This is a genomic window from Legionella fallonii LLAP-10, from assembly GCF_000953135.1.
Classification (GTDB): domain Bacteria; phylum Pseudomonadota; class Gammaproteobacteria; order Legionellales; family Legionellaceae; genus Legionella; species Legionella fallonii.
Genome location: NZ_LN614827.1, coordinates 1545667 through 1559231, shown reverse-complemented (window position 1 = coordinate 1559231; position 13565 = coordinate 1545667). Strand labels below are relative to the sequence as shown.

The following is a 13565-nucleotide window of genomic DNA, read 5'->3' as shown; positions in this document are numbered from 1 at the left end:
TTAAAAAGATTGAGTGCTAGAAATCAAAGTATGTTAGGGACGGCCAGATTTTATGTATGAAGATACAATTATTTTTCAACTAGCCACTCATTTTTTGTCACGAATTGCTCTACGCTTGGAATTTTTATTTAAAACAATTAATCAAGCATGTCATGAATCACATGAATTAATTCATCGTTTTGCTTTAAAGCATATTATTGAAATGATTGATGTTATAGAAAAGCCTGAGCTAAAAAGCCGATTTCTAAAAGAATTAATTCGCATAGAACATGTTTTAAAAAAAAGTAATCTTATAGAAAATAAAGCTCTGCTAGATAGTCTAATGACTCAAATTCACGCACTCAATCACACGCCAGGAGGATTTGGTAATTCAATACATGATGATGAGTTTTTAAAAACCTTAAGACAAATTCACCATCCAAATACCAAAGAATGTGAGTTTAACTCGCCTCATTTAGTATTATGGTTTGATTCAGCTCCGCTGATGAGACAAAAAACTATCACTCAATGGATGAAGTGCTTAATGGATTTAGAACAAACAGTAACAATTTATTTATCCCTTTTACGCGAATCAACTCAATATATACCAATTACGACTTATAATGGATTTTATCAACACAGCATTTCCCCAAAATCGGTGAATCACCTTATCTTATTAAAAATGGACAAGACTATGGGCATTACTCCAAAATTACAACTAGGGCACCATAGTGTAACGATTAGATTATATGAATTAGCTACGGCCCACGAGGTATGTGATAAAATTATTAATATGGAAATTGCTTTTTGTCAGATATAAATAGAATCGCTTATAAATGAAACTAATTACCTTAAATATATGGGGCGGCCATCTTAGAAATCCCCTATTAAAATTTATTCATGCCAATAGAGACGTAGATATCTTTTGTCTTCAAGAAGTCTATCATAATGCCCACAGAACCATAGCCAATAAAGATAAAGACAGAGAGCTAAGCCTTAATATTTTCACCGATTTACAAAAACTACTTCCAGAACACCACGCTATTTTTAAAGCCGCGGTTGAAAATGTTTATGGTATAGGAATGTTAATAAAAAATAACATTGATATTATTGGTGAAGGCGAGATTAATATCCATCGGAGACGACATTATCCAGGCATAGGCCTAAATCATGACAGAAATTTACAATGGATTGAATGTGAATTAAATAATAAGATTTATTCTATTCTTAATGTCCATGGCCTCTGGAATGGCCAAGGGAAAAAAGATACGCCCGAACGAATTGACCAATCCAACCGAATTCGTCAGTTTATGGACACAATTAATACACCCAAAATATTATGCGGAGATTTTAATTTAAGGCCAGAAACACAAAGCATGAGCATATTAGAGCGCGATATGAAAAACCTTATTAAAGATTATAAAATACGCTCAACTCGGACGCGCTTTTATTCGAAAGAAGAACAATTTGCTGATTATATACTTACCTCTCCAGAAATTATTGTTAACCAATTTGCGGTGATGTCCGCTGAGGTATCAGATCATTCCCCCCTGTTTATCGATTTTGACTAAGAACAAAGGCAAAACGTAGATTTTTACAAAAGTACTTTAAAATAAATAATGTGATTGAGTATCGTCCATCTTTTCAAGTAGAATTGCCACTAATTACATAGACGCAGGCTATGGTTACCATCATGAAAAAAACTCAGTCCTTCGCTCTTTTAGCAATGATAGCCTTAATGTACTCAACAATCTGTATGGAAACAGATATTTATGTTCCAGCTTTTCCGGATATGAAACTTTTTTTCTCAACCACAGCTGAGGCAATTCAAAAAACATTGAGCCTTAACTTTATGGGGATTTGCTTGGGAAGCCTGCTGTTTGGGCCTTTATCAGACTCATTTGGAAGGAAAAGAACATTACAATTAGGCTTAGTGGTCTTTACCCTTGCTAGTTGGTGTTGTCTTCTTGCTAATAACTTTAACTTATTTCTTTTCTGTCGATTCATTCAAGGCATAGGAGCTGCCGCACCTATGGTCATTTCTTTTGCTATGATTTTAGAGCAATACGAGCCGCAAAGAGTAGCTCAGTTATGTGGAGGCCTTAATCTTTTTATTACAGGGGTAATGGCTACAGCGCCTGTTATTGGTTCCTACTTAAATATCTATTTCGGATGGCAGGCGAATTTCTTTCTAATTGCCGTTTTAGCAACCTGCTCTCTTCTTGGGAGTTTATGGTTTATTCCTGAAACGCTACCACCTAAAAATCGCACATTATTTTCTTTAATTACAATAACCAAAAATTATGGCATTGTTTTGACCAGTTTTCGTTTTATGGCCTCATCCTTCATCTGCTATTTATCATTTTCAGGCTTTGTTGTTTTTATATCCAATCTCTCATTAATATTTATTGACTACCTTGGTGTATCGAAAACAAGCTATGGATTTTATCAAGCGTCTGCACCAGCTGCTTTTGCGGTGTTTTCTTTTCTCAGCATTTGGATCATTGGTTACTTGGGCACAGAAAAAACAAAAATTATCGGGCTAATCACCGCATCTATAGGGGCCATGTTCTTAATGCTTGCTGCGTCCACTGAACCGCAACCACTTTTAATTTGTGCGGCCATGATCATATTTTCAGCTGGAATCACACTAGCAGCACCTATCTACGGCACAGAATCGGCAAACGTCTACCCTGAAATGCGTGGCATTGCAACAGGAATGAGCAATGCTCTTCGCCACACCATTGTTGCGGGTATTGTCGGTATAGGAAGCTATTCTTTTAACGGCTCGATCAAACCTGTGGCGCTATTAATTATTAGCTCCATGGTTATTGTTGTATCATTAGCTTGGGCCTTGATTATTCAAGAAAAACGACCTTTAGTGCAGGCTGAATCAGGAAGCTAATTGATCATAAATAATTTATATAAGAGAATTCGTCTAATGGCGACAACTTAGGCTTTTATAGCTTAGCTCATGTTAGTGCAGGGTAATATGCGAATGTGGTCTAACCCGGGCTACACATCATTAAGTTGACACCACTAAATATTCGCCCGTTGGATTTAAGTGATAAGGATAATTAAACATGAGAAGCATTTCAGCAAGTGTAATAACAATACTTATTCAATCAATTATCTTAGCGATTGTGTTTATTGGATTTCTTCTTGATCCATTGCTCGGAGTATGGCTTGTTGGAATTTACTTTTTCATTATTGGCACATTTCTAATGTATCGATTTATAAAGAATATAAACTCGTCCACATAATCTTATTACCTGCATGAGTAACAACTTCAGTTAACGTAGGCCAAGGTCACCCGACAAAATATCTTCACCGTAACTCCTATCCAAAAATCACTAACATAGAACCAGTCCTATATCTCTGGCTGCTTTATTATAAAGTCGTGCAAAGCATGCGTAGCCTAGTGGCTTGCAACCAAGCAACCAAGCTACTACTTCTTCCCCATTGATCGCCCTGCTCGAATAAAAACGTGACTTAACGATTAAAACTCAGAGTATTGTCTATGTCTGTAAAGAGCGGAAGATAGTCCTCTATCACTATAGCATTAGAGGAAGCACCAAAGACCTTAGTACAAGGCTCTTCTTCCACTATTAACGTATTAACTTCTTCAAATTTGGATTGGGATAGCTCATAAGCTAAACCTATTTGTACATAGGACTGAGCAAATAGCGTTGCGCGGAAAAAGCCATCAACATCAAACATTGGTGTTGGTTCAGCGACGAGTTGTACCACATCCTTTCGCGCAGCGTGATTAGCAATCAATCTAATTAATCGAGTGCCGATTTTTTTATATTTATCGGTAAAAGGCTGATTAGCTTCTTCTGATTTAGGAGTGAAAGCACGACCAACAATATTCCACGGAGCAGTCAACATAGCCAATACATGGTAAGAGCTTTTTAAGATACCTTGTATTGTATCTGATATATTCCCACGCCGTAATTTCACACCAAATGCAATACCTTGTAATTCCCCATCATTATCTAAAATGAGAAAACAATCGGTCTTATTACGCTCCGATTTTAAGTGGGTCATCATGGCCTTAAATGTTTCGGTCCAAGCATAAATCAAAGTTTCATTTTTTCTATTATGTTCTTCTTTATATTTTTGTATGGTTTGCATCCACATCGCTAAAATTTCAATTAATTTTTCTTTTTTACTCGTATATTCTTCTGCAAGTACTATTTGTTCCTTCATGAAAACTCCTTTTCAATTTGTAATTCCATTTAAATTCCTTATTAATCGCTATGATTTTGTTGCATGAATTTCTTCAAAAAGTGGGATTACGACGATGTGATAAATAAAAATCAATAATATTTTCATGCTTCAAATGCTCTCTGCTCTTAACCTGAATATTAAGCAAATTGAATGCTTATTCCTGTGCCAATATAACGATCAAAGCCCCCCAATGTGCCGCTAATTCTATGCCCCACCTCTAAATCAATCGCTATATTTTTTCTAATCAAATAGAGTATTCCTGCATCAGAATTAAAGCCACTCCCTTCATGTGGTCCTGTTTTGCTCTGACCATAAATTTCTGCAAATAAGCTTATTTTGTTTGTGGACCAAGATAAGACAAGATCAGGATTGACAGTCCAATAACTATGTCCACCAGAGTCAATAGGTTGTGATTGTGAGCTGACACCTAGCATACCAGATAGATTAAACTCTGCTGTTAGATTATAACCAAAAAGACTATTAACTGTTGCCCCTGTTTTGCGACTACCAAAAGCTGCGCTGCCAGAAGGAAGAATGACAAATCCTTCCATAGATGTAACCCACTTTTCCCCTGTAGCAATTTCATGCTTAATACCTAATGAAGTTGCACTAAGACCATGGTGTGGAAAAATAGTTTGATGGATATAATTAGGCATTAAAACACTAAATTCAAACCGATTAGCAAGCCCAATGCGTAATAAAGCCTCCGGAAGATTTTGCTCAGTTCCTTGATTTAATAATTTCTGATATTGATAGCCTGTTTCTAATACAATCGCTTTGTAAGGAGCTACACAAACATTATCTTCAATAGTTGGTCTATCAATAAATAAAAGCAGATCATCATGAGCGCCACAAGGACTAGAAGAACTTATTGCTATAACAGAATGTATCAAAGTGAATATTAAGACGAGATAATACACGGGTCGTTTACATGCAAAATCCATTTAAATTACTCACATTTCAATCAATAAAGAGTCTTTAAAAGATACTCGCTCAATGTTCGTTACCATTATAAGTGAAAGCCCCTTCATAGCAAAGAATCTTCTACAAAACGCATTATGCCATACTCAAGAACCCCCTCGTCGCAAGCTCCTATGGATGACAGCGGCTTTCTTAACTTGTTGGTCGGGCAACAAATTACCCAATCCAATATCCTCGCCACAATTCATCTCAGAAAAATCACTCACATAGAAGCAATTATATTTCTCTTTCACCCAGATTAATCAATCTCAATCAGCTCTAGTCTGGGGATTAAGTCAAAAACTTTCTGATTCGCTTCGGGAAAATCGTCAGGATTTAAATTGTTTTTTTCTACCCATTTCATATTGAGCTGTCCTTCAAGGCAAGTAGGCTCACCAGAAAATTGAGTTACATGAAAAATAAGTAATTGCACTAATTTGTTAGGATACTGATGATTAATTTGACCAAGAAACTGGTATCGATGTATTTCAATACCCACCTCTTCTTTAATTTCCCTAATTAAAGCATGCTCAGCCAGCTCATTAGCTTCAAGTTTGCCACCAGGAAACTCCCAGTATCCCCCATGAGGAACATGAGAGGGACGCTGGGTAATCAGAATGCGCTGTTGATTATCAGTAATAATAGCAACAGCTACTTTCATGAAAGACTTCCATGACAGGATTTATATTTTTTGCCAGAACCACAAGGGCATGGATCATTACGACCTATTTTTTTTTCATGACGCTTATAGGTCGTGTGCTCTTGCTGTTGGTCATTCGCACCATATGGATCTTCATGATTTAAACTCATCTTATGAATTTGCTCTGCACGTCGTTGTTCTTCCACGGCATTAGCATCTTCTTCAGTTTGAACCTCCACAGACATCAACAGTTTAATAACATCATACTTTAAGTTATCCAACATCATGGTAAATAAAGTAAATGCTTCTTTTTTATACTCTTGTTTTGGATCTTTCTGTGCATATCCTCGCAAGTGAATGCCTTGGCGTAATTGATCCATAGAAGCTAAATGCTCACGCCATTGACTATCCAAAGTTTGTAAAATAACTGACTTTTCAAATTGAGACAGTACCGGTCTTCCTGCTCTTCTTACTTTTTCATCATAAAGTTCAAATGCTAAAGCGAGGATCTTTTCTTTGATCTGCTCAGGCTGAATATGATGATCTGCATCAATCCATTCTGGCACAGGTGCATTAATTTTAAATTCATCATGTAAAACATCACTTAATGCTTTAGCATCCCATTGATCTTCTAGACTTTGTGGAGGAATATAAGTGTCAACTAAGTTGTTTATTACTTCCTCTCTCATCATGGTAACTGCCTCTTCTGTATCCGACATTCCCATAATTGAGGCACGTTGAGTATAAATAACCTGTCGTTGATCATTAGCGACATTATCATAATCCAACAACTGCTTTCTGACGTCGAAGTGATAGCCTTCGAGCTTTCTCTGGGCATTTTCAATGGCTTTAGTAACCAGAGTATGCTCGATAGGCTCTCCAGGTTTCATCCCTAGACGCTTCATCATAGAAGCTACTCGCTCTGATGCAAAAATGCGCATTAGGTTATCTTCAAGAGATAAATAGAAACGGCTGCTTCCTGCATCACCTTGACGACCAGCTCGACCGCGTAACTGATTATCAATACGACGAGACTCATGTCGCTCAGAACCAATAATTCTTAAGCCACCAGCATTTAATACTTCATCATGACGTTTTTGCCATGTTTGTTTTACTGCTTCTTTTTCGGCATCAGTTGCAGTCTCAGCTAATTGAGCCAAATCTGCGGCTAAGCTACCACCTAGAACAATATCTGTTCCCCTTCCTGCCATATTAGTTGCAATAGTTACTGAACCAGGACGCCCTGCCTCAGCAATAATTTGTGCTTCTTTCTCATGGAATTTGGCATTAAGCACCTGATGCTTGATGTTCTCTTTCTTCAGTAGCTGACTTAAGAATTCCGATGCTTCAATAGATGCTGTACCAACGAGTACCGGTTGTTTACGTTCACTACATTCACGAATATCTTGGATGATAGCCTGGTATTTATCCGCCTGACTCAAATAAACCAAATCAGCCTCATCTTTTCTCATCATTGGTTTATTAGTTGGTATAACGACCACTTCTAAATTATAAATTTGTTGGAACTCATAAGCTTCTGTATCAGCAGTTCCGGTCATTCCAGATAATTTATTATACATTCTGAAAAAATTCTGGAATGTTATTGATGCTAGAGTTTGGTTTTCATTTTGAATGCTTACCCCTTCTTTAGCTTCAACCGCTTGGTGTAAACCTTCAGACCAACGTCTACCAGGCATAGTACGACCGGTATGCTCATCGACTATGACCACTTGATTGTCTTTAACGATATAGTCAATATCACGATGGAACATAGCATGTGCTTTCAGTGCTGCGTTAACATGATGCATTAGCATAATATTACTGGCGTGATATAAACTCTCGCCCGGATCCAGAAGTTTAGCTTCAGTAAGCAACTCCTCAATATGCGCATGACCAGCATCAGTTAAATGAGCCTGCTTTTGCTTCTCATCAATTGTATAGTCACCTTCACCACCCTCTTCTTCTTGTTTCGTCAATTGAGGAATTAGTTTGTTGATCTTGATATACAATTCGGAACTGTCCTCAGCTGCTCCAGAAATAATTAATGGCGTACGTGCTTCGTCGATTAAAATAGAATCGACTTCATCGACTACGGCAAAATTAAGCTCTCTTTGTACTTTGTCTTCAGGACTAAATGCCATATTGTCGCGCAAATAATCAAATCCATATTCATTATTTGTTCCATACACTATGTCAGCACTATAAGCGGCTTTTTTCTCAGCATGAGGCATATCAGGAAAAATAACGCCTACGGTCAATCCTAAAAACTCAAAAACAGGTTTCATCCATTGGCTATCTCGTTTCGCAAGATAATCATTCACTGTTACTATATGGACACCCCGGCCACTAATGGCATTAAGGTAAGCAGGTAAAGTAGCTACTAATGTTTTACCTTCCCCTGTGCGCATTTCAGCGATATTACCTTCATGCAATACCATACCGCCAATCAATTGCACATCAAAATGACGTAAGCCTAAAGTGCGTATAGATGCTTCTCTTACTGTTGCAAAGGCTTCAGCAAGCAATTCATCAAGACTTTCACCCTGAGCAAAACGTGCTTTAAAATGTTCGGTTTTTGCTGCCAATTCGGCGTCTGTTAACGCTTGCATTTGAGGTTCAAATGCATTGACGGCCATTACCGCCTTTTCCATACGCCGCAATGTACGCTCATTCCGGCTTCCAAACATCTTTTTAATCAACGTATTCAGCATGGCCTAGATATTCCTCTGGAGGTTCCAAATAACAAACTCATTAATGTACTCGAATTCAAGGTAAAATGCCACGAATACCTTAGGTTTGAATGATTTATCATACAAGTGACGCAGGCAAAAGCGAGTCATCACGAGTAGCTTTTGATTCTAAATCGAATAAATATGAGCTTAACTCATCAAATAAAGCAATATTTTTTGTCTGAACAATAAGCATTAGCTTTTTTTTCCACTGACTTGCGCCCGGTAAACCATGAACTAAATTAAACATAGGTTTAACTAATAGGCTCAGTGATACCCCTTTATTCAGATATTCATCTAATAAATATTCTTTATATCGTAACCATAATTGACTACGTGTTAGCGTGGTAGAATCAGGATAAAGAGCCTTATTAATTTCAGCAATTTTATAGGGATTATCACATGCCAACCGCCCCACCATTACACCATCCACATAATTTAAGTGATAATGAATTTCTTCGTTATTTAAAATATTGCCATTAATAACCATTGGTATATGAGGCATTTGTTGCTTCAACTTATAAACGAACTCATAGTTTACCGGTGGAATAGTCCTATTTTGTTTAGGATTTAAGCCATTTAACCAAGCTTTACGCGCATGAATAATAAGCTTGTCGCTCCCAGCATCCACTAAACGATGAGCAAAGGCACTAAAAAACTCAAAACTATCCTGATGGTCTATACCTATTCTTGTTTTAGCAGTAACAGGAATAGAGACGGCTTTTTTTATCGCTTTGATGCATTGGACAACCTGTTCTGGTTCGTTCATCAGACAAGCCCCGAAACGCCCCGCTTGAACTTTATCACTAGGACAACCCAGATTGAGATTTACTTCATCATATCCAGCCTGCTCTGCGACTTGGGCACATTCAGCCAAAGCATTAGGATCCGAGCCACCTAATTGAATTGCCAATGGATGCTCAACATGATGAAAAAATAATGCACGCCCCGGATTGTTTGCTATTGCTCCCGTTGTTTGCATTTCAGTATAGAGTAATGCATTAGGAGCAAGATATCGCATAAAGACACGAAAATGCACATAGGTCCAATCAATCATTGGAGCAATAGATAATTTTGATAGTAATGAATGAGACACAATGGTATTAAAACTAACACTAATGCAACTATTATACCCTATATACCTAGCGTATGTACAAAAATATACGTTTCTTATGTCCTGTGATATTTCATAGCCTGAGTGGAAGCAGTCCAGGTTTTACTTCGTTTCATCCAGGCTACAATTCCCAAAACTTATTACGGATTAATAACATTCATCGCTTGAATCAATAATTGCAACCGAGTTCTACCTTGGAAGAAATTAATATCTAACTTATAAGCCGCATGGATGTATTTAGCTCTATGATTGGGCCATGCTTTTAAATCAATGTTAAATGCAATTGCATCAACTTGTTCTCCTCCTTTGGAGGAAACTAAGGTCATTTTCAGATGATTTTGACCAACAAGCCGTTGATCCAGTATTTCAAAAACATTATCAAAAACAGGTTCGGCAAATTGTTGTCCCCAGGGGCCGGCCTGTTGAAGAAGCTGAGCAGTTTCCAAATTAAACTCCTCCGGTTGCAGTGGACCATCCGTCAGAATTTCCCCCTCACATTGCGATAACTCCAAATGCTTATTCACTTCAGCAACAAAGGCATTACGAAAATCATCAAGCGATTTAATATCAATACTTAAACCTGCAGCCATGGCATGGCCGCCAAACTTTGTAATTAATCCAGGATAATCTTTATCTACTGCAGCTAATACATCTCTGATATTTAAATCAGGGACAGAACGAGCGGATCCCTTCAACTCATGGCCATTGACTAAAGCAAATGCAATAACTGGTCTATGATATCGCTCTTTCATCCTTCCGGCTAAAATACCAATGACGCCCTGGTGCCAAGTTTTATCATAAAGACAAAGTGCGATGGGTAAGTGATCATTTTTATAATCTACATTAATATGCAGCTTATCTAAGGCATGCATCGCTTGTTCTTTCATTTCTGTTTCGATTTGTTTTCGTTCTTGATTTAACTCATCGAGCTGCTTACTGTAGTTTCTTGCTTGTTGCTTGTCTGTACTAATAAGACATTCTATTCCTAAAGCCATGTCATCTAATCGCCCTGCTGCATTTAATCGCGGGGCTACAGCAAATCCAAGATCAGATTCTCTTAAACGAGAACACTCTTTACCTGATATTTCAATCAGTGCTTTAATACCCTCACGACATAAACCTTGACGTATTCTCGCCATGCCTTGATTGACTAGAATCCTATTATTTTGATCCAGGCCCACGACATCTGCGACCGTCCCTAACGCAACCAAATCAAGAAAACTAGCCATATTAGGTTCGGGTATATCCATCTCCTCAAACCAATCGTTGTTGCTAAGATGCCTGCGCAAAGCAAGCATTACATAAAAAATAACACCAACGCCTGCTATAGATTTACTAGAAAATGGACAGTCTTGCTGATTGGGATTCACGATAGCACAGGCATTAGGTACTGTTTCTGCCGGCAAATGATGATCCGTAATCAATACGTCTATTCCCAATTGATTTGCGGTTTCAACCCCATCAAAACTAGCAATTCCATTATCAACGGTAATAATTAAGTGCGGTTGCCATTTACTTGCAACCTCGACTATAGCTGGAGTTAAACCATATCCAAATTCAAAACGATTAGGTACTAAATACTCAACAAATTGAGCCCCCATAGCTCGTAAAGCGGTGATGGCTACAGCAGTTGATGTTGCCCCATCAGCGTCAAAATCACCAATAATGAGAATACGCTGCTGAGCACGTAAGGCAATTTCCAATCGTGCGCACGCTTCATTAATCCCTTTGAGGGTATTGAAAGGAAGCAAGGTCTGTAATTGCTTATCTAGCTGAGACTCATCAGAAATACCTCTAGCTGCATAAATACGCTTTAATACATCAGGAGTATTAGGTAAATTCAAAGATACAGCAGGTAGTATACGTTGTTTAATAAGCATGAGTCAGGGCGCTCCAAAGACGAGTAAACCAGTTAAGCTCACCACTAGTGTAAGCAGTATTATTCCAATACCAGTGAGCAGATATTTTCTTTAGTTCTTCTTGATGTTGTTTACTCAAGATGTCCATATGGCTTACTAATAAAATAGAATATTGTTTTAGTGATACGGATGGGTGATAAAGGGTTACCTTGTCAGAGCAAACTTTAGCCATAGAAATCAATTGTTCATCAGCACAAACCGTTACTGCACTTTTACCAGATAAGGGAGCCCCACCCCACAACCACACTCCATTTATCACTGATTGAGCCGGTTGTGAAGCAAAAAACATCTGTCCTTCAGTAAAAAATTTTTGCCAATACATGCTGGAGTCTAATTGCTCTAATTCAGGCATCAAAGAACGGCTCAACAACTTGTGAACCGGCTTGGCCTTGATCATTGGTCTATTGGCGACGTGCAATAGCCAAGTTTCTGCATCGTAATAATGAAGCTTAATATCCTCATCTGCTAAATAATCAGCATACAGTTGAAACCAATATTTCGATGTTTCCTCATTAAGATGCAATTCTTTATTCGCCGCAACGATCATTGCATCATTATGAGTCGCTTGCCAACTGATAGGACTTAGAACCCACCATTTCTCCTCCAGTTGCAAAGAATGACTTAACATATCCGCTAAAGGAGGATCGAACGGGTCATGGCCGAGACATTGCAAAAAGTTTAGAGAGACCGTTCCCTCAGACATCAATGGTTTTGAATGTTCCGGAATGAAACTGCAATCCGAATTAATAACTACATCCATGCTAAATAGCCTTAAGCAAGCCGTCTCGCTTGAATAATGCTTTTAGATTTCTTAGTGCTTGGCGCATGCGATCTTTATTTTCTATGAGACCAAAGCGTACATAAGTATCTCCTTGCTGGCCAAAACCGATTCCTGGAGATACCGCAACTTGAGCCTCTTTTAATAAATACTTAGTAAACTCTAATGATCCCATAGAAGCATAATGGGACGGGATGGGAGCCCAAACAAACATAGTTGCTTTGGGTTTTGTTACTGTCCAACCAATCTCATTTAATCCATCACATAAAATATCGCGTCTTCGCTCATAGAGTTCTCTAATTTCTTTCACGCAATCATCTGAACCCTCTAAAGCGGTAATGGCTGCTACTTGTATGGGAGTGAATGTTCCATAATCCAAATAAGATTTAATTCGAGTAAGAGCAGCAACCAATTCCTCATTACCGCAGGCAAAACCTACACGCCAACCAGGCATATTGTAGGACTTGGACATAGAATAAGTTTCAATTGCAACATCGATAGCCCCGGGAACCTGCAATATAGAAGGAGCTTTATAGCCATCAAAAACAATGTCGGCATAGGCTAAATCGTGGATAATCCAGATTTGATGACGTTTTGCCAAATCCACAACTTTTTCGAAAAAGGAATACTCGACGCAATGAGTACTGGGATTAGCCGGAAAATTAATGACTAAAGCTTTAGGCTTGGGCCAGGTTTGAGTGATTGCCTCTTCAACTGCAGATAAAAACTGAGTTTCATCGATTAAAGGAACTTGTTTTACATTGGCTCCGGCAATAATAAAACCATAGGTATGAATAGGATAGGCTGGATCAGGAACCAAGACGGTATCTCCAGGACCACTGATAGCCAAAGCTAAATGAGCCAACCCTTCTTTTGAACCAATAGTTGCCAATATTTGGGTTTCACTATTTAAGTGAACGTCATAATTACGATGGTACCAACCGGCCATAGCCCGTCTCAGCCGAGGGATTCCTTTAGACATAGAATATCGATGGGTATCAGGTCGTTGAGCTACCTCTATTAATTTATTTACTATATGGGGGGGTGTTGGCTGATCAGGATTTCCCATTCCAAAATCAATGATATCTTCCCCACGCGCTCTCGCTTCAACTTTGAGTTGATTTATGGTGTTAAATACATAAGGGGGCAAGCGTTTGATGCGTGGAAATTGACTCATTATATTTACCTCTGTGATATACTCTGTTAACCACTA

11 protein-coding genes are annotated in these 13565 nt (G+C 38.2%); 3 read left to right on the top strand and 8 right to left on the bottom strand.

Going from position 1 to position 13565, the window contains the following annotated elements:
- Window positions 1–52 precede the first annotated feature (52 nt).
- From zapD to LFA_RS06335, 3 genes are all read left to right on the top strand, one after another.
- Window positions 53–799, top strand: coding sequence for a cell division protein ZapD (gene zapD, locus LFA_RS06345; protein ID WP_045095440.1), 747 nt, complete (start codon window positions 53–55; stop codon window positions 797–799).
- Between the two features lie 16 nt (window positions 800–815).
- Window positions 816–1550 (top strand): endonuclease/exonuclease/phosphatase family protein, encoded by a 735-nt coding sequence (locus LFA_RS06340; protein WP_045095439.1) that lies wholly within the window; start codon window positions 816–818, stop codon window positions 1548–1550.
- A gap of 122 nt (window positions 1551–1672) precedes the next feature.
- The gene (locus LFA_RS06335) at window positions 1673–2884 is read left to right on the top strand and encodes a multidrug effflux MFS transporter (protein WP_045095438.1); all 1212 of its coding nucleotides are present in this window, start codon (window positions 1673–1675) and stop codon (window positions 2882–2884) included.
- A gap of 587 nt (window positions 2885–3471) precedes the next feature.
- Here LFA_RS06335 and LFA_RS06325 read toward each other — a convergent pair.
- The 8 genes from LFA_RS06325 to alaC all read right to left on the bottom strand — a co-directional run bounded on the left by LFA_RS06325 (window position 3472) and on the right by alaC (window position 13529).
- Window positions 3472–4191, bottom strand: a complete 720-nt coding sequence (locus tag LFA_RS06325; RefSeq protein WP_045095436.1) for a hypothetical protein — start codon at window positions 4189–4191, stop codon at window positions 3472–3474.
- A 158-nt stretch (window positions 4192–4349) separates the two neighbouring features.
- A complete protein-coding gene (locus LFA_RS06320) occupies window positions 4350–5156 on the bottom strand; it encodes a transporter (RefSeq protein WP_052673873.1) in 807 nt (268 codons plus the stop codon).
- A 275-nt stretch (window positions 5157–5431) separates the two neighbouring features.
- Window positions 5432–5833, bottom strand: a complete 402-nt coding sequence (mutT, locus tag LFA_RS06315; protein ID WP_045095435.1) for an 8-oxo-dGTP diphosphatase MutT — start codon at window positions 5831–5833, stop codon at window positions 5432–5434.
- Window positions 5830–8523, bottom strand: a complete 2694-nt coding sequence (gene secA, locus LFA_RS06310; RefSeq protein ID WP_045095434.1) for a preprotein translocase subunit SecA — start codon at window positions 8521–8523, stop codon at window positions 5830–5832. The genes mutT and secA overlap by 4 nt, the downstream gene beginning before the upstream one ends.
- Before the next feature lie 97 nt (window positions 8524–8620).
- The gene (gene dusA, locus LFA_RS06305) at window positions 8621–9637 is read right to left on the bottom strand and encodes a tRNA dihydrouridine(20/20a) synthase DusA (RefSeq protein WP_084602125.1); all 1017 of its coding nucleotides are present in this window, start codon (window positions 9635–9637) and stop codon (window positions 8621–8623) included.
- Between the two features lie 158 nt (window positions 9638–9795).
- Window positions 9796–11535 (bottom strand): single-stranded-DNA-specific exonuclease RecJ, encoded by a 1740-nt coding sequence (gene recJ, locus LFA_RS06300; protein ID WP_045095433.1) that lies wholly within the window; start codon window positions 11533–11535, stop codon window positions 9796–9798.
- Window positions 11525–12334 (bottom strand): hypothetical protein, encoded by an 810-nt coding sequence (locus LFA_RS06295; RefSeq protein WP_045095432.1) that lies wholly within the window; start codon window positions 12332–12334, stop codon window positions 11525–11527. Before LFA_RS06295 ends, recJ begins: the two co-directional genes overlap by 11 nt.
- A gap of 1 nt (window position 12335) precedes the next feature.
- On the bottom strand, window positions 12336–13529 hold the full coding sequence (alaC, locus tag LFA_RS06290) for an alanine transaminase (protein WP_045095431.1): 1194 nt from the start codon (window positions 13527–13529) through the stop codon (window positions 12336–12338).
- Window positions 13530–13565: the final 36 nt, after the last annotated feature.

Excerpts from the sequence above, each read along its gene's own strand:
- zapD (WP_045095440.1), top strand. The coding sequence starts at position 53 with ATGTATGAAGATACAATTATTTTTCAACTAGCCACTCATTTTTTGTCA.
- LFA_RS06340 (WP_045095439.1), top strand. The coding sequence starts at position 816 with ATGAAACTAATTACCTTAAATATATGGGGCGGCCATCTTAGAAATCCC.
- LFA_RS06335 (WP_045095438.1), top strand. The coding sequence starts at position 1,673 with ATGAAAAAAACTCAGTCCTTCGCTCTTTTAGCAATGATAGCCTTAATG.
- LFA_RS06325 (WP_045095436.1), bottom strand. The coding sequence starts at position 4,191 with ATGAAGGAACAAATAGTACTTGCAGAAGAATATACGAGTAAAAAAGAA.
- LFA_RS06320 (WP_052673873.1), bottom strand. The coding sequence starts at position 5,156 with ATGGATTTTGCATGTAAACGACCCGTGTATTATCTCGTCTTAATATTC.
- mutT (WP_045095435.1), bottom strand. The coding sequence starts at position 5,833 with ATGAAAGTAGCTGTTGCTATTATTACTGATAATCAACAGCGCATTCTG.
- secA (WP_045095434.1), bottom strand. The coding sequence starts at position 8,523 with ATGCTGAATACGTTGATTAAAAAGATGTTTGGAAGCCGGAATGAGCGT.
- recJ (WP_045095433.1), bottom strand. The coding sequence starts at position 11,535 with ATGCTTATTAAACAACGTATACTACCTGCTGTATCTTTGAATTTACCT.
- LFA_RS06295 (WP_045095432.1), bottom strand. The coding sequence starts at position 12,334 with ATGGATGTAGTTATTAATTCGGATTGCAGTTTCATTCCGGAACATTCA.
- alaC (WP_045095431.1), bottom strand. The coding sequence starts at position 13,529 with ATGAGTCAATTTCCACGCATCAAACGCTTGCCCCCTTATGTATTTAAC.